Source organism: Citrobacter sp. UYEF32, from assembly GCF_040546205.1.
GTDB classification, from domain to species: Bacteria; Pseudomonadota; Gammaproteobacteria; order Enterobacterales; family Enterobacteriaceae; genus Phytobacter; species Phytobacter diazotrophicus.
In genome coordinates, this window is the sequence record NZ_JBEPNI010000001.1 from 343,853 (window position 1) to 363,773 (window position 19,921).

Consider the following 19,921-nt stretch of genomic DNA (forward strand, 5'->3'; position numbering starts at 1 on the left):
TAGTCTACCTGGAATAACGCGAATTTCTACCGCCATATGTTACAGAGGGTTATTCGCTCATCGCCTCGCGCCAGAGTTTTTCAACGATACGCTGGGCCAGGATAGCCTGCTCACCCGCCGTTTCCGGAACCGTCTGATTTTGCACGCATTCGATAAAATGGCGCGCGCATCCGGCGAAGCCTCGTTGCTCAAGCGTACTCTGCCAGCCGGGTATGGGCGGAGTCACAATCCCCTGCCCCTGTTCTTCACGCCATTCACGCATATCGGTAACGTCATACAGTCCGCCGTCCGTTACCGCCTGTACCCATTCGCGTTGACTACCGGCACGGCGATGCATACTGGTAGTGATTTGCAACGCGCCCTGCGCAAAATGGTGCTCGGCATAAATCATTTCACCCTGGTCATTAGTCAGCAATGTGCCGCTGGCAAGCGACGCACTGCCACCGGCCAGCCAGAGAGCGGTATCCACAACATGCAGATAATCATCGAGTAAGGTGAAGCGCAGATCGTGCGGACCAACGCTGTTGCTGCGATGTTTATCCATTCGCAGTGATGCTGCCTGCGGCAAATGACTTTTTAACTGACGGTACAGCGGAGCAAAACGGCGGTTGAACCCCACCATCAGCGTCAACTTTTTGCGCGCCGCCAGTTCAATGAGCTTTTCCGCATCCGACAGATTTTCTGCCAGGGGTTTGTCGACACAAACATGAACACCTGCATTGAGGAGTTCGCTCACCACCGCATAATGCGAGGCGGTAGAGGTGTGAACAAAAACCGCGTCACACTGCGCGGCGAGCTCACCTAACGAGCCGACATAAGGAATACGCCAGGTGTCGCACACACGCTGCGCTTTTTCTCGCGTGGGTGACCAGGCTGCCGCCAGCGTCCAGTCAGTTGCCGCCCCCAGTACCGGTAACCAGGCTTTTTGCGCGATACCGCCTAATCCCACAACCCCTATACGTAATGCCGCCACGATTAATCCCCCAGATGTTCGAGTAGTGAAGCCAGACGCTGTTTCAGTTCGGCAACGTCGTTTTCCAGCGCTTCAACCCGCGAAGCCAGATCGTTGTCGCTATCCAGCGGGCTTACTGTCTCCACAACGTTAATCAGCGTCTCCACATCACCGCTGAACAGATGCATATAGCGGCTTTCCCGTTTGCCAGGCTCGCGTGGTAAACGCACAACATACGGGCCATCTTCGCGCTGCGCCAGATTCTCCAGCGCGCTTTCCACTTCACCCATATCGTTAAATTCATGCATCCGAGCCGCGCGCCCGCGCAGTTCACCCGGCGTTTGAGCGCCGCGCAGCAACAGCGTGGTAATAATGGCCACTTCCGCCGGGGAGAGTTTCAGGTCGCCGAATTCGGAGTTGCAGAAACGCTGCTCATATTTAGTGACACGGTTACCGAAACCACTGACTGTGCGCAGGTAGTGGCGCTTTACCAGCGTATCCAGTATCTCCTGCACCTCATGCTCACTGAGGTTCATTACCGGTTCACGGTTGGTTTTTTGGTTACAGGCGGTCACCACGGCATTGACCGACAATGGATATTGTTCAGGGGTAGTGATCTGTTTTTCCAGCAGGCATCCGATAACGCGCGCTTCCGTGGCGCTGAGTTGGTACTTCATGTTTTCTCCTTAACGACCCGGGGTCCAGTCTTTGGTGGTCAACGCCGTCAACACGTGGTCACGCCATTGCCCGTCAATCAGCAGATACGCTTTTGCGTAGCCCTCTTTTTCAAAACCAAGGCGCGCCAGTAAATCGCCGCTGCGTTTATTATGCGGCATATAATTCGCCATAATGCGGTGCAAATGTTGCGTTCGTTGCATATAGCGAATGGCTGCCGTCAGCGCTTCGAACATTAACCCCTGCCCCTGCCATTTTTGCCCGATGGAATACCCCAGATAGCAGGCATGGAAAGAACCGCGTACCACATTGGAGAAATTCGCGACGCCGATGATCTCTTTTTCTTCTGGATCGAGTAATGCGAAATAAAAAGCGGTTCCTTGTTTATGGAATTCGTTAATCATCCCCAGGCGAGCCTGCCAACCAGATGGATAGCAATGGCTCTCGTCACGAACCGGTTCCCAGGGCTTTAAAAATTGACGGTTCTCAGCGTAATAGTCCGCAAGCCGCCAGGCGTCCCGCTCATGAACTAAGCGAACCACCAGCCTGTCTGTGACCAGGCGTACTTTCGGCACATTACTGCGATAGCCAAACATTCATTCCTTCTCCTTCCGGTTACCACTCTCAACCCCTTCCCTTTACTATACATTTGCGCAGCCACTCTGTGAAAACAACAACCTGCATTTTCGCAATACATAAGCTTTTTCGATGAGAAGTCTGAATTAAAGCCCGCTTTTGATAAAAAAATATTGTCGCGCCAACGATGGGAAAAAATCAGACGACCCGGCAGAATATTAACGTACTTACTTTTATTTCCCGGGAGGGGAAATGTCACGCGTATCGCAGGCAAGGAGCCTGGGTAAATATTTCCTGCTCGTCGATAATATGTTGGTGGTGCTGGGCTTTTTCGTCGTTTTCCCGCTTATTTCTATACGTTTTGTTGATCAACTCGGTTGGGCTGCCTTGATGGTTGGTATTGCCCTTGGGTTAAGGCAATTCGTGCAGCAAGGGCTGGGCGTTTTCGGCGGCGCCATCGCGGACCGTTTTGGTGCTAAACCACTGATCGTCACCGGCATGCTAATGCGTGCTGCCGGTTTTGCCACCATGGGTATCGCCCATGAACCCTGGCTGCTGTGGTGCTCCTGCATATTATCCGGACTCGGCGGTACGCTCTTCGATCCGCCGCGCACGGCGCTGGTGGTTAAACTGATTCGCCCATCGCAGCGCGGCCGCTTCTTCTCGCTATTGATGATGCAGGACAGCGCGGGGGCGGTGATCGGCGCACTGATTGGCAGTTGGTTACTGCAATACGATTTCCGTCTGGTCTGTATTGTCGGTGCCGCCGTGTTTGTTCTTTGTGCAGGCTTTAACGCCTGGCTGCTGCCTGCATGGAAATTATCGACGGTAAAAACGCCGGTGCGTGAAGGGCTGGGCCGCGTTTTGCGTGATAAACGTTTTGTCACCTACGTACTGACACTTACCGGCTATTACATGCTGGCGGTTCAGGTAATGTTGATGCTGCCAATCATGGTGAATGATATCGCCGGTTCGCCTGCGGCAGTAAAATGGATGTATGCCATTGAAGCCAGCCTGTCGCTGACGCTGCTGTACCCTATTGCCCGCTGGAGTGAAAAACGTTTTCGCCTGGAACATCGGCTGATGGCCGGGCTGCTGTTTATGTCATTCAGTCTGTTGCCGATAGGCCTGGTCAACAGCCTGCAGCAACTGTTTACGCTGATTTGCACCTTTTATATCGGCTCCATTATTGCTGAACCGGCACGTGAAACGTTAAGCGCGGCGCTGGCAGATTCCCGTGCCCGCGGCAGTTATATGGGGTTCAGTCGCCTGGGGCTGGCATTTGGCGGTGCGTTGGGTTATGCCGGCGGGGGCTGGCTGTTTGACGTGGGTAAAGCACTGAGTCAGCCGACGTTACCCTGGATGATGCTGGCGCTGATTGGCCTTATCACCTTTTTCGCCCTGCTGTGGCAATTCGCGCTAAAACGCACCCCGTCTCGCCTGCTCGAACCGGGCGCATGATTTGCCAGCCCTTTTAATCTCTTCCATACTTTTTTGTGATGGACAATCAGTATGGAGGAGAACCGTGAAACTCTACATTTATGATCACTGCCCGTTCTGCGTTAAGGCCCGCATGATTTTCGGCCTCAAGAATATCCCCGTCGAACTCAACGTGTTGCTCAATGATGACGAAGCAACGCCGACCCGAATGATCGGCCAAAAAATGGCGCCGATACTCCAAAAAGACGACAGCCGCTATCTACCTGAAAGCATGGATATCGTCCATTACGTGGACAAACTTGACGGTAAGCCGTTGCTGACCGGAAAGCAGAATCCAGCCCTCGACGCCTGGCTGAGAAAAGTCAATGGCTATGTCAATCGTCTGCTCATTCCGCGTTTTGCCAAAAGCCCCTTCGACGAGTTCGCTACGCCTGAAGCCAGAGCCTATTTTGTGGCGAAGAAAGAGGCGGCGATCGGCAATTTTGACGAGCACATGGCCCACTCAGCCGGGCTTATCAAAAAAATCAGCGATGATTTACGCGCACTGGATAAGCTTATCGTTCAGCCTAATGCGGTAAACGGAGAGCTGTCGGATGATGATATTCACCTGTTCCCCTTACTGCGTAATCTGACCATTGTGGCGGGGATTAACTGGCCGACGCGCGTGGCCGACTACCGCGATAACATGGCGAAACAAACGCAGATTAACCTGCTCTCATCAATGGCGATATAATGCCCCAGGCGGAAGCGTACGCTTCCGCTTTCAGCTTTTTCTGCTGGCTTATCCTCTGCCCTGGACTGATGCTACAGACAAGGATGAATACACAGGCACTCTCTTGAGGAACATAATGAAAAAGATTATTTTCGCCGCGGCTTTGATTTTAAGCGGCGTTTTAGTGGGTTGTAACCAGTTAACACAGTACAGCATCAGCGAGCAGGAAATTAACCAGTCACTGCAAAAACGCAACGATTTCGCCAAAGACATCGGCCTGCCCGGCGTGGCGGACGCGCACATCGTCCTCAGTAATCTGGTCAGTCAGATTGGCCGTGAGGAACCGAATAAGATTACCCTTTCCGGCGATGCCAATCTGGAGATGAACTCTCTTTTCGGTAATCAGAAAGCGACCATGAAGCTCAAAATGAAGGCGCTGCCGGTCTTCGATAAAGAAAAAGGGGCAATTTATCTCCAGGAGATGGAAGTGGTTGACGCAACCGTCACACCGGAGAAAATGCAGTCCATTTTGCAAACCCTTCTGCCCTACCTGAATCAGTCCCTGCGTAACTACTTTAATCAGCGCCCCGCTTACATTCTGCGTGAAGACAGCAGTAAAGGCGAAGCGCTGGCGAAGAAATATGCCAGGGGTATCGAAGTGAAGCCGGGTGAAATTATCATCCCGCTCACCGATTAAGCCCGTAAGGGCTTTTTCTCTGGAAAACAAGCAAGCCGAAGCGTTTATACCCACCATCATTCGCGTTGCGGGAAAGCGAAGACGCCATGAACACCCGGGAGCTTATTCACGTTCGTGACCGGGACAAGCGCGAAGTGGCTCAGATGCAGCTTGAAGTATGATGGGTATACGCTTATGCTTAGTGCCCGGCAAAAAACCAGCCATATTGACTGATTCTCACCCAGCCGGAGCACTCCCATGACAGCACATTCCCAGGTTTTAAAAATCCGCCGCCCTGATGACTGGCACGTTCATTTACGTGACGGCGATATGTTAAAAACCGTCGTGCCCTGGACCAGCGAAATTTATGCTCGCGCCATCGTCATGCCCAATCTTGTCCCGCCGGTGACCAGCGTTGAGGCGGCAATTGCTTATCGTCAGCGCATTCTTGATGCCGTACCTGCCGGACATGACTTTACTCCGCTAATGACCTGCTACCTGACCGATTCACTCAATCCCGACGAAGTGGAACGCGGTTTTCGCGAGAATGTCTTTACCGCCGCCAAGCTCTACCCGGCGAATGCCACGACCAATTCAAGTCATGGGGTGACCAGTATTGATGCCATCATGCCGGTACTTGAGCGCATGGAAAAACTGGGGATGCCACTGCTGGTTCACGGTGAAGTGACCCAGGCAGAGATCGATATCTTCGATCGCGAAGCCCGCTTTATCGAGACGGTCATGGAGCCACTTCGCCAGCGTCTGCCGGGGTTGAAAGTGGTGTTCGAGCACATCACCACCAAAGATGCCGCGGAATATGTCCGTGACGGCAATGAGCTGTTAGCGGCCACCATCACACCGCAGCATTTGATGTTCAACCGTAACCATATGCTGGTCGGCGGTGTACGTCCGCATCTGTATTGCCTGCCTATCCTGAAACGTAACGTGCATCAGCAGGCGCTGCGTGAACTGGTCGCCAGCGGCTTTACCCGCGCGTTTCTCGGCACGGACTCTGCGCCACACGCCCGCCATCGTAAAGAGGCAAGCTGTGGCTGTGCAGGCTGTTTCAACGCGCCGACTGCGCTGGCAAGTTATGCCACCGTGTTTGAAGAGATGAATGCCCTGCAGCATTTTGAAGCGTTCTGTTCACTCAACGGTCCGCATTTTTATGGCCTGCCGGTGAATGAAACCTTCATTGAACTGGTGCGTGAAGATTCAACGGTCATCGACAGTATTGCTTTGCCGGAAGATGCGATTATCCCATTCCTCGCCGGTGAGACAGTCCGCTGGACAGTGAAATCCTGATTTTTTTCACCCCCCTGTTGTAAATCTTGCAAGGTAACTGTATAAACATACAGTAAATAACACAGGGGGTTGCCATGCGCATCGAAGTGACTATTGCCAAAACTACACCGCTCCCGCCAGGTGCTATTGATGCCCTGGCGAGCGAGTTATCCCGCCGACTGAATAATTATTATCCTGATAGCGAAAATAAAATTACGGTTCGTTATGCGACAGCGAATAACTTATCGGTGATGGGCGGAGCAAAAGAAGATAAAGAGCGCGTCAGTGAAATTCTGCAAGAAACGTGGGAAAGCGCCGACGACTGGTTTATCCGCGATTAAAAAGAGTTTGTATTGTGCATGTTTTTGCCGGGTCGCCCCGGCTTTTTTGTTTTTTTAAGCAAAAATCTTACTTTCCTCCTGACCTGCTTAAAAATCACGCGTAAGTTAGCGTTTTCTTGTTCAAAAAAATCCAACTGAAATAAAATTATGTTGCAGAGTGTTATTTATTCGATCAGCAAGGTTAAATATTGGTATACTGAAAAGGCTTCACAAAAACACGCATTGAACCTCGAAAGTCGTTGTCAGTTAACACGCCATAAGGGGGTTATGATGGAAAAGAATAATGAAGTCATCCAGACCCATCCTCTGGTTGGATGGGATATCAGCACAGTGGACAGTTACGATGCACTGATGTTGCGCTTACATTACCAGACCCCAAACAGAGCCGCTTCTCAGGACACCGAAGTAGGCCAGACGTTGTGGTTAACGACCGAAGTTGCCCGCCAGTTTATTTCGATTTTAGAAGCGGGTATCGCCAAAATAGAATCAGGCGAGTACCAGGAAAATGAGTATCGTAGGCATTAGCGATAATGCTCAATAATCACTCAACAGGCACCCATGTGGTGCCTTATTTATTTCCCGTCTTGTATAACGCCTCCCGGTTATTTACCCTCCCGATTACGACTTGATGGAGAACGACATGAAATACGATTTGATCATCATTGGCAGCGGCTCTGTCGGTGCGGCGGCGGGCTACTATGCGTCCCGCGCCGGTCTCAACGTACTGATGACCGATGCGCACCTGCCACCGCATCAGGAAGGGAGCCACCATGGCGATACTCGTTTAATCCGCCATGCTTATGGGGAGGGGGAAAAGTACGTTCCGCTGGTATTGCGCGCCCAGGAGTTGTGGGATCAACTGGTTGCTGACAGCGGCGAAGCCGTCTTTGAGCGCACCGGGGTACTTAATCTTGGCCCGGCACATTCCTCTTTTCTGGCAAATGTCGCGCAAAGTGCGCTGCACTGGAATCTGGCCGTGGAAAAGCTTGATGCGCCGTCACTGATGGCACGCTGGCCAGAAATCACCGTCCCGGATGACTACATCGGCTTGTTCGAAGCGGACTCCGGCATACTTCGCAGCGAACTGGCAATTAAGGCCTGGATTCGCCTGGCGCAAGAAGCCGGGTGCGCCCAACTGTTTAACTGCCCGGTGACAGCCCTGCATACTACCGATGATGGTGTGAGTATTGATACATCTGAGGGAACATTCAGCGCGAAAAAGATCCTCATTAGTAGCGGTACATGGGTTGCTAATCTTGTTCCCGGCTTACCTGTCCAGCCGGTACGAAAAGTCTTTGCCTGGTTCCAGGCTGATGGTCGTTACAGCACCAAGAATCGCTTCCCGGCCTTTACCGGCGAAATGGCGGATGGATCTCAATACTATGGTTTCCCCGCTGAGGATAATGCATTAAAAATCGGCAAGCATAACGGCGGACAACGTATCAACGAGGCCAGTGAACGCGTACCGTTTGGCGCAGTAGCCTCAGATGGTTCAGAGTGTTTTCCCTTCCTGCGCCAGTTCTTACCGGGCATCGGTGGTTGCCTGTACGGGTCCTCTTGCACTTATGATAATTCGCCTGATGAAGACTTCATCATCGATACCCTTCCCGATTGCCCTCATGCGCTACTGGTCACCGGGCTGAGTGGGCATGGTTTCAAATTTGCGCCAGTGCTTGGGGAAATTGCGGCCCAGTTCGCCCAGGGTGAAAGCAGTAAATTTGATTTAACCCCCTTCTCTTTAGCGCGCTTTGCAGGATAATTCCTACCCGCGACCCTTTTCCTTTTGGGTCGCCTTTTCTTTTGGCCGAATATCTGGAGAGATTATGCGCCGCTTGTTCTTCTTTCTTGTTAATAACGTCCGCGAGCATTTAATGGTATATATCGCTTTATGGTCACTCATCGCTCTTGTGGACTTAATTTATGTTGTCTGGGCTGAATGACGAACATTGACATTTACTGACATTTATTTAAAAAAACTTAAAATTACGACAGATTTTTTGAAATAAAAAAATCTCCTTACCGCCTCTGCCTTTAGCCCTTCAAAGCTTCTATAACTTCCATACCCTCTAATGAACTGAACATATTTTTGAAAATTAATTCAAAATTTTTGATATACAAAAAATAAGATTATTAATTGTTACTTTTAAGTTGCAATATTATTTTTCTGACGCCATTTTAAATTAACTTTTACACTCTTGCGGTTCACATTATGCAACTCCGTAATTCTCCATTTCGCTATGGCGCAATTTCTGTTGCCCTGCACTGGCTGGTCGCAATTACAGTCTATGGCATGTTTGCACTGGGTTTATGGATGGTCACGCTTAGCTACTATGATGGCTGGTACCACCAGGCGCCCGAATTGCATAAAAGCATTGGCATTGTCCTGATGCTGGTCCTGGTGGTTCGCCTTATCTGGCGTCGCCTCTCTCCACCGCCCGCGCCACTCGCAAGCTACTCGCGACTGACCCGCGTCAGCGCGGTTGTTGCACATATCGCCCTTTATTTGCTGCTGTTCGGCATCCTGTTCAGCGGTTACCTCATCTCCACGGCTGATGGCAAGCCCATCAGCGTTTTTGGCCTGTTTGAGGTGCCTGCCACCTTTGCTGATGCGGGCTCGCAGGCAGACCTGGCCGGAGATATTCACCTGTGGCTGGCATGGACGGTCGTTATCCTATCGGTCTTACACGGCCTTGCCGCCTTTAAACACCATTTCATCGATAAAGACGACACCCTAAAGCGCATGCTGGGTAAATCGTCATCTGACTCTGGAGTATGATATGAAGAAAAGCCTGCTGGGTTTCACCCTCGCTTCGTTACTGTTCTCTGCGGGTTCCGCGATGGCAGCGGAATATAAAATCGACAAAGAAGGCCAACACGCCTTCATCAATTTTCGCATCCAGCACCTCGGTTACAGCTGGTTGTACGGCACATTTAAAGATTTTGACGGCTCTTTTACTTTTGATGAGGCAAATCCTGCTGCCGATAAAGTCAACGTCACCATCAATACCAACAGTGTCGATACCAACCATGCGGAACGCGACAAACACCTTCGCAGTGGCGAATTCCTTAATGTGACGAAACACCCCCAGGCAACCTTCACCTCTACTGAGGTAAAAAAAGATGGTGATGAGCTGGATATCACCGGCAATCTGACCTTAAACGGCGTAACCAAACCCGTGAAACTGGAAGCCAAACTGATGGGCAAGGGTGATGATCCCTGGGGTGGCAAACGCGCCGGTTTTGAAGCAGAAGGGAAAATTAAACTTAAAGACTTTAATATCACTACCGACCTTGGTCCTGCATCGCAGGAAGTCGATTTGATCATCTCTGTGGAAGGCGTACAGCAGAAGTAAAACCACGCACGCAGCAGGGGCGGATCATACATGATTATCCGCCCCTGATGATTCGCCTGCGAGCCTGTTGCTTACGCAGGCGAAAATCTTTTACTCAGGGTCCGGGATACCGAGCTTTGTATTCAGACGTCCGCGTGATTTGTTGAAAATCTTGTTGCCGTTTTCCCGCCCGGCTCGCCGCTTACGCTGTTCTTCTTCCGGCAACTGGCTCTCTTCAAGGCAGGCTTCGCTACAGCATCCTTTGAACTTTTCAGCGCACGACGGGCACTGAATAAACAGCAAATGGCAGCCGTCATTCACACAGTTAGTATGGCTGTCACAAGGCACACCGCACTGATGGCAATGGGCAATCACATCGTCAGAGATACGCTCCCCCATACGATCATCGAACACAAAGTTCTTACCGATAAAGCGTACCGGCAGCCCCTGCTCACGGGCGCGACGGGCATATTCAATGATCCCGCCTTCGATGTGCCAGACCTTGCTAAAACCGTTGTGCTTCATCCAGGCGCTGGCTTTTTCGCAGCGGATCCCGCCGGTGCAGTACATGACAATCTTTTTATCTTTATGTTCCTGCATCATTTCGACCGCTTTTGGCAACTGCTCGCGGAAGGTGTCGGCAGGAATTTCCAGCGCACCATCAAAATGGCCCACTTCGTATTCATAGTGGTTGCGCATGTCGATAAAGACCGCTTCCGGATCGTCCAGCATCGCGTTCACTTCGGCGGCTTTCAGGTATTCACCGACGTCACTGGCATTAAACGAGGCATCCTCAATCCCGTCCGCGACAATGCGATCGCGCACTTTCATGCGCAGTACCCAGAATGATTTACCATCATCGTCAATGGCGATATTCATACGCAGGCCATTCAGAGCAGGATCGAAACTGTACAGATAGGCTTTCAGCGCTTCGAACTGGCTTTCCGGCACGCTGATTTGCGCGTTGATCCCTTCATGAGCTAAATATACGCGACCGAACACATTCAGCTTTGTTAAGGCGGTATAGAGTGCGTCGCGAGTGGCCTGCGGGTTGACGATGGAGAAATATTTATAGAATGAGACGGTCTTGCGCGGCTCGGTTTCGGCGAGCATGCGCGCTTTCAGTTCATCATTCGAGATGCGGTTGTGTAACACTGGCATGGTGTACGTATCCTGCAATGCGGTAGTCAATAAAATCGGGCGGCATCATAAAGCAATTAGTGGCAATTTACATCCACACAATTTGCGCTACATTTCCCTCATTAAAATCATCTTTCAATAACAATAGCCTGGCAATTACGCATTCAACTGGTAGAGGTTTTGGTTGATTCGATAAAAATGCGACAATGCAGGAGATTTTTGCTGAGTAAGGAACGATATGACGCATTTACCAAAATTTTCCCCGTCACTGCTCCATCCGCGTTACTGGCTAACCTGGTGCGGAATTGGGCTGTTGTGGCTGGTGGTACAACTGCCTTATCCGGTCCTCTATCGCCTGGGTTGCGGTATGGGGCGACTGGCAATGCGCCTGATGAAACGCCGCGTCCGTATCGCACATCGCAACCTTGAGCTTTGTTTCCCGCAGATGCCTGAGCAAGAGCGTCAGGAAATGGTCAAAAAGAACTTTGAGTCGGTTGGGATGGGGTTGATGGAAACCGGGATGGCGTGGTTCTGGCCGGACAGCCGGATCAATCGCTGGGTTGATGTTACGGGCATGGACAATACCAAAATGCACTTCGCCGAAGGTAAGGGCATTTTGCTAATTGGCGTACATTTTTTAACGCTCGAACTGGGTGCTCGCGTCTTTGGCATGCATATTCCGGGCATTGGCGTGTACCGTCCTAATGACAACCCGCTGCTGGACTGGCTGCAAACGTGGGGACGGTTACGCTCAAACAAGACGATGATAGATCGAAAAGACCTGAAAGGAATGGTACGTGCGCTAAAAAGCGGCGATGTCGTCTGGTACGCGCCAGACCACGACTACGGCCCGCGTTCCAGCGTCTTTGTGCCCTTCTTCGCGGTCGAGCAGACCGCGACTACGACCGGTACCTGGATGCTGGCGAAAATGTCTAAAGCTTGCCTGGTACCTTTCGTACCGCGTCGTAAACCGGACGGTAAAGGTTATGAGTTGATCATGCTGGAAGGTGAAACCACCCCACCGCTGGAGACCGCAGAAGAGACCGCCGCCTGGATGAATAAGGTTGTTGAGCGCTGTATTCTGATGGCCCCGGAGCAATATATGTGGCTGCACCGTCGCTTCAAAACCCGCCCGGACGGTGTCCCTTCGCGCTATTAATCCCCGTAGCCCGGTACGCCGGGCTACGTTTGTTGCATTTCTACACATGCTTTCCGTTGCAGGTGTCATCACCCAGGCGCATAATTAGCAGGCTTATTATTTTCAATCGCTAATTCTCCGCGTGTGAAACGCGTAACGTGAACGGTAATGTCATCTCCTGCTCCCATAAACTGGAAACGTAATCTGACCGTGGCCTGGGTCGGCTGTTTTTTAACTGGCGCGGCATTTAGTCTGGTCATGCCTTTTTTACCTCTCTACGTTGAGCTACTTGGCGTTACCGGGCATAGCGCGCTCAACATGTGGTCCGGTCTGGTCTTTAGTATTACCTTTCTTTTTTCCGCCATGGCTTCCCCCTTCTGGGGCGGCCTCGCTGACCGTAAAGGGCGTAAAATTATGCTCCTGCGTTCTGCACTCGGGATGGCGATTGTCATGGCCCTGATGGGCTTTGCGCAAAATATCTGGCAATTCCTTGTGTTGCGTGCGCTGCTCGGCTTACTCGGCGGCTTTATACCTAATGCCAACGCGCTGATCGCGACACAGATGCCACGAAACCGCAGTGGTTGGGCGATGGGAACACTATCGACGGGCGGTGTAGCCGGAGCACTGCTTGGACCGCTGGCAGGCGGTCTGCTGGCCGATGTATATGGGCTGCGGATGGTCTTTTTTATCACCGCCTCGGTTCTGTTTATCTGCTTCTTGTTGACGCTCTTTTGCATTCGGGAAAATTTCACTCCGGTGGCGAAAAAAGAGATGCTTCACGCCAAAGAGGTTTTAGCTTCACTGAAAAGTCCGCGTCTGGTGCTGAGCCTGTTTGTCACAACGATGATAATCCAGGTCGCAACCGGATCTATCGCGCCTATTCTGACACTCTATGTCCGTGAACTGGCGGGGAATGTCGGTAATATCGCGTTTATCAGCGGCATGATAGCGTCGGTTCCCGGCGTGGCGGCGCTGATGAGTGCCCCGCGACTTGGCCGCCTGGGCGATCGTATCGGTCCGGAAAAGATTTTGGTTGCCGCACTGCTGATTTCCGTCTTGCTGCTGGTACCGATGGCCTTCGTACAAACGCCGTGGCAGCTTGGGCTACTGCGTTTTTTACTCGGTGCTGCCGATGGCGCGCTACTGCCTGCGGTACAAACGCTGCTGGTCTATAACACAACCCAACAAATTGCAGGCCGCGTATTCAGCTACAACCAGTCATTCCGCGATATCGGTAACGTAACCGGCCCGTTGCTCGGCGCGGCGGTCTCGGCAAACTACAGTTTTCGTGCGGTATTCTGCGTCACGGCGGGCATTGTTCTGTTTAACGCCTTTTACTCCTGGGTCAGTTTACAACGCCCTGCGCGCCAGAGGGTCGCTGACCGGGTCATTGATGATTAACACCGATGACTGATTTTTTTGTTCGGGTACTTGCAAAACCTCATATTCAACTATTCTTTCCCTGAATACCTCGTCAAACCACAGGGAGAAACTTATGACTATGTACGCTACGCTCGAAGAAGCAATTGACGCTGCTCGCGAAGAGTTCCTCGCCAATAATCCAGGCGTTGAGGAAGAAGATGCGAATGTGCAGCAATTCAACGTCCAGAAATACGTTCTCCAGGATGGAGACATTATGTGGCAGGCAGAATTCTTCGCCACAGACGAAGAGGAAGGCGAGTGTCTGCCAATGTTATCGGGTGAAGCCGCACAGAGTGTGTTTGACGGCGATTTTGATGAGATAGAGCTACGTCAGGAGTGGCTGGAAGAGAACACGCTGCACGAATGGGATGAAGGGGAATTCCAGCTTGAGCCTCCACTTGATACCGAAGAAGGCCAGGCTGCTGCGGATGAGTGGGACGAGCGTTAATTATTCGTATGGGCCATGATGTGCGTCAATGGGCAGTAAGAGCGTATCGAACACCAGCGAGAATGGCAGATCGAGTACGGTGACATAGCGCCATGCGGAGTCGCGGACATCCCATTTGACACCAGGGTAGTACTGATTGCCATGCCCCTGGCCTGGGATCGTCCGGCTGATGATGCTACCACATCCGCTCAGCAGACATGCCATAAGCGCCACAATGACTATTCTCACTGATTACCTCACATACATTATTTACGTAAAAAAATACCGGCCCTGGGGCCGGTATTTTCCTTAATGTCGGCTTACTTTGTTTTCAGGGCAAGCGGATTAAGCTTCACATCCTGATAAAAGTTAACCCAGGAGAGATATCTCTCAGGCGATGCCCATACGCGGTAGTGCATGCGCGCCATAGTAACCGGGTCACTCAGCAGCACCAGACGACGGTCACGGGTAAGCTTGTCCGGGGTCTCGTTCAGCGCCTGCTCAACGTGACGCTCACGGGCGATCTCCAGAATATGCCCGCTACGGTGACGTGCCGTTGCCATTGCCGTTGCCAGCGCGTTAAACGACGGGTTGAACACCGCGTGCATGAAGCCATCTTCCAGTGAACGGCCGCGGTTCAGTTCCAGATACTTGTCAGTATCGACCAGCACCTGCGGCGGAGAGTACTCCTCCGGGATCAAGAACAGTTTCCAGCGCTTAGTACGCAGGCCCGTCGTTGAACGACTGGAAATGACCGACACGAACGGAGAGAGGATCAGCGAGAAGACGATCGGCGCCAGCCAGAATAGGAAGCGCAGATCCAGCCATGCCATACCCACTGCCCATACCAGCCCCAGCAATAGCTGAGAACCGTGGCGCATGAAGGCTTCGCCCCATGGAGTCGAATCATCGTCACGCTGCGGTGAGTTCCAGACCACTTCCCAGCCGAGGAATGCGCTGACCACGAACACCGTGTGGAACAACATACGCACCGGCGCCAGCAGTACAGAGAACAGCACTTCCAGCAGCAGGGAGAGCGTCACCCGCACAAATCCACCGTACTCTTTCGGCCCTTTGCACCACACCAGAATGATACTCAGCAGTTTCGGTAAAAACAGCAGGACCATTGTTGAGGCAAAGAGCGCGATAGCCAGTTCCGGGCGCCACTGCGGCCACACCGGGAAGAGCTGACGCGGTTGCAGGAAGTACTGTGGCTCCGTTAATGCATGTACCACCTGCAGCGCAGTCGACAAGGCCAGGAACATAAACCACAGCGGCGCAGACAGATAGGACATTACCCCCGTCAGGAACACCGCGCGGTGTACCGGGTGCATCCCCTTGACGAGGAACAGACGGAAGTTCATCAGGTTGCCATGACACCAACGGCGGTCACGTTTAAGCTCATCAAGCAAGTTCGGCGGCAGTTCCTCGTAAGAACCTGGCAGGTCATAGGCAATCCAGACGCCCCACCCCGCACGACGCATCAGTGCGGCTTCCACGAAGTCATGCGAAAGAATCGAACCGGCAAAGGAGCCTTCACCCGGCAGCGGTGCCAGCGCACAGTGCTCAATAAACGGCTTCACGCGGATAATCGCGTTGTGACCCCAGTAGTGCGATTCCCCCAACTGCCAGAAGTGCAGTCCCGCGGTGAACAGTGGGCCATACACGCGTGTCGCAAACTGCTGACAACGTGCGTAGAGCGTATCCATACCAGAGGCTTTCGGCGACGACTGAATGATACCCGCGTTCGGGTTCGCTTCCATCAAACGCACCAGCCCGGTCAGACAATCACCGGTCATCACGGAGTCGGCGTCCAGTACCACCATGTAACTGTACTGGCTACCCCAGCGACGGCAGAAATCATCGATGTTACCGCTTTTACGTTTCACGCGGCGGCGGCGGCGGCGGTAGAAAATTTGCCCTTCGCCCTGCACCTCGGCGATCAATTCCATCCAGGCTTTCTGCTCGGCAACGCAGATGTCCGGGTTGTAACTATCACTCAGGATGTAAACGTCGAAATGCTCACCGTTACCGGTCGCTTTAACCGACTCCCAGGTCGCACGCAGGCCCGCAAAAACGCGATCAACATCTTCGTTACAGATAGGCATGATCAACGCAGTACGGTGCTCAGGATTGAGCGCCTCATCACCGACAGTGGAAGCGGAGATACTGTATTTATCCCGCCCTATCAGCAACTGTAAGAAGCCCATAAGCGCGGTCCAGAAACCGGCCGACACCCAACAGAACAGGACGGCGAACAGAATAAGGATGCCGGACTGCAGCACATACGGCAGTAGCTGCATAAAGGAAACCCACAGATTCTGACCCACCATGTCCGACGGGTTAATCAGCGCCCAGCCCTGGTAAGGCAGGATGGTCTTCATGTACCAGGTAGCGACCACGGTTTGCGACAGAGTCAGCAGTAACAGGATGTAACGGCGAATAGAACCCACCGTACGCCATTTTTGCTCGCTGGCCTGCTCTTCTTTCGTTAAACGCGACATATAGCGCGGCTGAACATCGCGACCGCGCAGCCGATCCCAGAAGCGCCCAAGCGGGTTCGTTCTCCATGGATCAGGGAACATTGATGAGCGCTTCGCTTTTGGCATCGCCTCCAGTTGTGTACGCCCTTCATCATCTTTAACGAGTTGACCTTTCGCGAGGGAATCAGGCCAACTGTGTTCAAGACGCGCTTTCACTGAACCCAGCGGCGAATCATCATCACGAGTCCAGCTATGACGTTCCTCGTCCAGGGCTTCATGCACGGCACGAAGACTCTCTGTCGGCAGCGCTGCCTTTTCCGCATCCGGAAGCGGCAGCGCGTCGATATACTCAGTTGTCTTATTCATTGGAAGGTAGCTGATAGCTCCAGGTTTCACTCAGGGTCTTGTCACCATTGACCAGCGCGGCACGCATATCGGTGGTTTTCTTCGGATCTTTAACCTTAACGCGCAGCATTAAACGCCAGCCTTGCGTGACAGGATTATAACGAACGGTGTTTTCAACAATTTCGCCATTATCACCGATACTGGCCTGCGCGGTGACGGGGGTGTCTTTCGGCAGTTGCTTCATATCCTGACCGGTGAAGTCCACCACAAAAGCCTGTGTGCCATCCGGCTGACGAATCAGGTTGGATTGTTTGACATCGCCAGTAGAGCGACGGGTCTGCATTACCCATGCGTTATCAGGCGCGTGCAGTTTGTCTTCATCGCGGCTAAAGGTGATGGTGTATTTGAAATTCATCTCTTTACCCGGTTCCGGCAGTTGATCCGGCGTCCAGTAAGTGACGATATTATCGTTGGTCTCGTCGTTGGTCGGAATTTCCACCAGCTCTACCTTCCCTTTACCCCAGTCGCCTTTCGGAGTGATCCAGGCGCTTGGACGCAGGTCATAGCGGTCATCAATATCTTCAAAACGGGAGAACTGACGACCACGCTGCAGCAGACCAAAGCCCTGCGGGTTTTCCATGGCATAACTGCTTACCGCCAGGTGTTTCGGGTTATTCAGCGGACGCCAAATCCACTCGCCGTTTCCGGCCAGCATCGACAGGCCGTTGGAATCATGCAATTCCGGACGGTAGTTGGTTGCCGGTGATGGCTGAGACGGCCCGAACAGGAACATACTGGTGAGCGGCGCTACGCCCAGTTTGCCCACTTTGTCACGCAGATAGACTTTAGACTGCACGTCAACGACAGTATCGCGCCCTGGAATGATCACAAAACGATAGGCGCCCGTCGCACGCGGGGAATCCAGCAGTGCAAAAATGGTCAGGCGTTTATCCGTCGGTTTTGGACGTTCGATCCAGAACTCTTTAAAGTGAGGGAACTCCTCCCCTGACGGTAGAGCCGTGTCGATCGCCAGACCACGGGCGGAAAGACCATATACCTGGCCTGCGCCAATCACACGGAAGTAGCTGGCACCCAGCATACTGACGATTTCATCGTTTTTATCTTTATTATTAATGGGGTAGAGGACTTTGAAACCGGCAAATCCGAGATCTTTGACCGTGTCTTTATCGTGCTGCACATTGCCAAAGTTAAAATAATCCGGGCTGTATTTAATTTTGCGAACAGCGGTGGCAGTCACTTCATTGATAGCAACCGGCGTGTCGAAGTACATGCCCTGGTGATAAAATTCAAGCTTAAATGGGGTATTAATGGCGTTCCAGTAGGCCTTATCATGGTTGAATTGAATCTGCTGATAATCCGCATATTTCATCTCACGGAATACGGACGGCAGATTGCTCTTTGGCGCTTCGTAACCTTTGCCTGCTAAGGATTGTGCCTGTTTTGCGACATCGTCAATGGAAAAAGCCCAGCCTGATGACGTATAAAGTGACAACAGTACCGCAGCACCCAACCAACGCATTTTCATCATTCGTAATTTAGGTTTCATAATAACTAAGCACTTCCCCCTTTGTGTGCTTAAATCGATCCGATCCATTTTAATGGAAACTTTGGCATTCCGACAACTGAATCCCCGCTTTGTTCAGCGCGCTGGCTCAGTGAATAAGCAAATGAAACTAACCCTTTATCGTTTTGCGTACTTATCCTGGAGACAGTCTATCGGTCATAGTGTAGGGTTGATTAGGAATGTAATCATTATTTGTCTTATGGATAAGACGAAAAGTCTGAGAGTTAAAGGAGTCATATGAGCAGAATACCCGCACAACGTGAATATTTCCTTGATTCCATCCGCGCGTGGTTAATGTTGCTTGGGATCCCTTTTCACATTTCGCTGATTTATTCGAGTCATATGTGGCACGTGAACAGCGCACACCCCTCGTGGTGGCTGACCTTGTTCAATGACGCGATCCACGCCTTCCGTATGCAGGTGTTTTTCGTCATTTCCGGCTATTTCTCTTATATGCTTTATCTGCGCTACCCGCTACAACGCTGGTGGACGGTACGCGTTGAGCGTGTTGGCATCCCGATGCTGACCGCCATTCCTCTGCTCACGCTTCCACAATTTATTATGTTGCAATATGTCAACGGACGCGCGCAGGACTGGCATACGTTATCGCTGTACGACAAATTTAACACCCTGGTATGGGAATTGATTTCTCATCTCTGGTTTTTGCTGGTACTGGTCGTTCTCACGACGGTCAGCATGTGGCTGTTCCGCAGAATTAAAAGCAATGCGGCCAGTCTGCTCGACAACATTACGCTGGGCAAACTCTCCCTGGCGTTTCTGGCATTCGGCATCATTTACGCGGCATTCCGCCGACTCGTATTCATTATTTACCCTGATATATTGCGCGACGCGCTGTTCAATTTCGCCGTCATGCAATCGCTGTTTTATATTCCCTTTTTCCTGCTGGGCGCGCTGACCTTCATTAATCCGCGCCTCAAATCGCTCTTTATTAACCCCTCCCCTGCCTGTTTTGTTGCTTCGCTTATCGGCTTTGCCGCCTATCTGCTGAATCAACACTATGGCAGCGGCGATGGCTGGATGTATGAAACCGAATCGGTGATTACCATGCTGCTGGGTTTGTGGATGGTGAATGTGGTCTTTTCGCTGGGTTATCGCATGCTGAATTTCCAGTCTGCCCGCGTGAGCTATTTCGTTAACGCATCGCTGTTTATCTATCTGGTACATCATCCGTTAACGCTGCTGTTCGGTGCGTGGATAACCCCACACATTCACTCTAACTTGCTTGGATTTACCACCGGCCTGGTGTTTGTCATTGGTTCTGCGCTACTGCTCTATGAAGCGCACCTGCGTATTCCGGTGCTGCGTTTCCTCTTCTCGGGTAAGCCGGAAGGTAAAACCAGCAACACACATGCGACAGCGCGTTAATCGCAGA

Annotated in this window: 21 protein-coding genes; 14 read left to right on the forward strand and 7 right to left on the reverse strand. The window is 52.0% G+C overall.

Annotation, left to right across the window (positions count from 1 at the left end):
* Nucleotides 1-49: 49 nt before the first annotated feature.
* The 3 genes from ABIB59_RS01700 to rimJ are packed head-to-tail and all read right to left on the reverse strand — an operon-like array spanning nt 50 to nt 2,223.
* Nucleotides 50-973 (reverse strand): Gfo/Idh/MocA family protein, encoded by a 924-nt coding sequence (locus tag ABIB59_RS01700; RefSeq protein ID WP_079496427.1) that lies wholly within the window; start codon nt 971-973, stop codon nt 50-52.
* 2 nt (nt 974-975) lie between these two features.
* A complete protein-coding gene (locus tag ABIB59_RS01705) occupies nt 976-1,629 on the reverse strand; it encodes a YceH family protein (RefSeq protein ID WP_041851752.1) in 654 nt (217 codons plus the stop codon).
* A 9-nt stretch (nt 1,630-1,638) separates the two neighbouring features.
* On the reverse strand, nt 1,639-2,223 hold the full coding sequence (rimJ, locus tag ABIB59_RS01710; protein ID WP_041851753.1) for a ribosomal protein S5-alanine N-acetyltransferase: 585 nt from the start codon (nt 2,221-2,223) through the stop codon (nt 1,639-1,641).
* A gap of 232 nt (nt 2,224-2,455) precedes the next feature.
* Here rimJ and mdtH point away from each other — a divergent pair, with 232 nt between their 5' ends.
* The 10 genes from mdtH (at nt 2,456) to ABIB59_RS01760 (ending at nt 10,009) form a co-directional block, all read left to right on the forward strand.
* Entirely contained in the window at nt 2,456-3,664 is a 1,209-nt protein-coding gene (gene mdtH / locus ABIB59_RS01715; RefSeq protein ID WP_041851754.1) for a multidrug efflux MFS transporter MdtH, read from the forward strand.
* Between the two features lie 64 nt (nt 3,665-3,728).
* The gene (grxB, locus tag ABIB59_RS01720; RefSeq protein WP_041851755.1) at nt 3,729-4,376 is read left to right on the forward strand and encodes a glutaredoxin 2; all 648 of its coding nucleotides are present in this window, start codon (nt 3,729-3,731) and stop codon (nt 4,374-4,376) included.
* Between the two features lie 115 nt (nt 4,377-4,491).
* Nucleotides 4,492-5,052, forward strand: a complete 561-nt coding sequence (locus ABIB59_RS01725; protein ID WP_041851756.1) for a lipoprotein — start codon at nt 4,492-4,494, stop codon at nt 5,050-5,052.
* 237 nt (nt 5,053-5,289) lie between these two features.
* Nucleotides 5,290-6,336: a dihydroorotase gene (gene pyrC, locus ABIB59_RS01730; protein ID WP_041851757.1), complete on the forward strand. Its 1,047-nt coding sequence runs from the start codon at nt 5,290-5,292 to the stop codon at nt 6,334-6,336.
* Nucleotides 6,337-6,410: 74 nt separating this feature from the next.
* Complete coding sequence (gene dinI, locus ABIB59_RS01735; protein ID WP_041851758.1) at nt 6,411-6,656, forward strand: DNA damage-inducible protein I; 246 nt, start codon at nt 6,411-6,413, stop codon at nt 6,654-6,656.
* 270 nt (nt 6,657-6,926) lie between these two features.
* On the forward strand, nt 6,927-7,181 hold the full coding sequence (gene bssS / locus ABIB59_RS01740) for a biofilm formation regulator BssS (protein WP_041851759.1): 255 nt from the start codon (nt 6,927-6,929) through the stop codon (nt 7,179-7,181).
* Nucleotides 7,182-7,296: 115 nt separating this feature from the next.
* Nucleotides 7,297-8,415 (forward strand): N-methyl-L-tryptophan oxidase, encoded by a 1,119-nt coding sequence (gene solA, locus ABIB59_RS01745; RefSeq protein ID WP_110296062.1) that lies wholly within the window; start codon nt 7,297-7,299, stop codon nt 8,413-8,415.
* A gap of 64 nt (nt 8,416-8,479) precedes the next feature.
* The gene (locus ABIB59_RS01750; protein ID WP_064572418.1) at nt 8,480-8,596 is read left to right on the forward strand and encodes a YceO family protein; all 117 of its coding nucleotides are present in this window, start codon (nt 8,480-8,482) and stop codon (nt 8,594-8,596) included.
* Between the two features lie 269 nt (nt 8,597-8,865).
* The gene (locus ABIB59_RS01755) at nt 8,866-9,432 is read left to right on the forward strand and encodes a cytochrome b (protein ID WP_079496422.1); all 567 of its coding nucleotides are present in this window, start codon (nt 8,866-8,868) and stop codon (nt 9,430-9,432) included.
* A 1-nt stretch (nt 9,433) separates the two neighbouring features.
* Entirely contained in the window at nt 9,434-10,009 is a 576-nt protein-coding gene (locus tag ABIB59_RS01760) for a YceI family protein (protein ID WP_041851762.1), read from the forward strand.
* 90 nt (nt 10,010-10,099) lie between these two features.
* Here ABIB59_RS01760 and trhO read toward each other — a convergent pair whose 3' ends face one another.
* Nucleotides 10,100-11,149, reverse strand: a complete 1,050-nt coding sequence (gene trhO, locus ABIB59_RS01765) for an oxygen-dependent tRNA uridine(34) hydroxylase TrhO (RefSeq protein ID WP_079496420.1) — start codon at nt 11,147-11,149, stop codon at nt 10,100-10,102.
* Between the two features lie 217 nt (nt 11,150-11,366).
* Between trhO and ABIB59_RS01770 the strand changes: the two genes are divergently transcribed.
* The 3 genes from ABIB59_RS01770 (at nt 11,367) to ABIB59_RS01780 (ending at nt 14,136) form a co-directional block, all read left to right on the forward strand.
* A complete protein-coding gene (locus ABIB59_RS01770) occupies nt 11,367-12,287 on the forward strand; it encodes a Kdo(2)-lipid IV(A) acyltransferase (protein ID WP_041851764.1) in 921 nt (306 codons plus the stop codon).
* A gap of 147 nt (nt 12,288-12,434) precedes the next feature.
* On the forward strand, nt 12,435-13,667 hold the full coding sequence (mdtG, locus tag ABIB59_RS01775; protein ID WP_041851765.1) for a multidrug efflux MFS transporter MdtG: 1,233 nt from the start codon (nt 12,435-12,437) through the stop codon (nt 13,665-13,667).
* A 94-nt stretch (nt 13,668-13,761) separates the two neighbouring features.
* Nucleotides 13,762-14,136: a MysB family protein gene (locus ABIB59_RS01780; RefSeq protein ID WP_041851766.1), complete on the forward strand. Its 375-nt coding sequence runs from the start codon at nt 13,762-13,764 to the stop codon at nt 14,134-14,136.
* On the opposite strand, the gene ABIB59_RS01785 is transcribed toward ABIB59_RS01780, so the two are convergent.
* The 3 genes from ABIB59_RS01785 to mdoG form a co-directional block, all read right to left on the reverse strand.
* The gene (locus ABIB59_RS01785; RefSeq protein ID WP_041851767.1) at nt 14,137-14,364 is read right to left on the reverse strand and encodes a YceK/YidQ family lipoprotein; all 228 of its coding nucleotides are present in this window, start codon (nt 14,362-14,364) and stop codon (nt 14,137-14,139) included. It abuts the gene before it with no gap.
* A gap of 71 nt (nt 14,365-14,435) precedes the next feature.
* Nucleotides 14,436-16,964: a glucans biosynthesis glucosyltransferase MdoH gene (mdoH, locus tag ABIB59_RS01790; RefSeq protein ID WP_071195456.1), complete on the reverse strand. Its 2,529-nt coding sequence runs from the start codon at nt 16,962-16,964 to the stop codon at nt 14,436-14,438.
* Nucleotides 16,957-18,492, reverse strand: coding sequence for a glucans biosynthesis protein MdoG (gene mdoG, locus ABIB59_RS01795; RefSeq protein ID WP_103245499.1), 1,536 nt, complete (start codon nt 18,490-18,492; stop codon nt 16,957-16,959). Before mdoG ends, mdoH begins: the two co-directional genes overlap by 8 nt.
* Before the next feature lie 273 nt (nt 18,493-18,765).
* Here mdoG and mdoC point away from each other — a divergent pair, with 273 nt between their 5' ends.
* Nucleotides 18,766-19,914 carry a glucans biosynthesis protein MdoC gene (mdoC, locus tag ABIB59_RS01800; RefSeq protein ID WP_317087405.1) on the forward strand — a complete coding sequence of 383 codons (1,149 nt, stop codon included), beginning with the start codon at nt 18,766-18,768 and terminating at the stop codon, nt 19,912-19,914.
* The last annotated feature ends 7 nt before the right edge of the window (nt 19,915-19,921 follow it).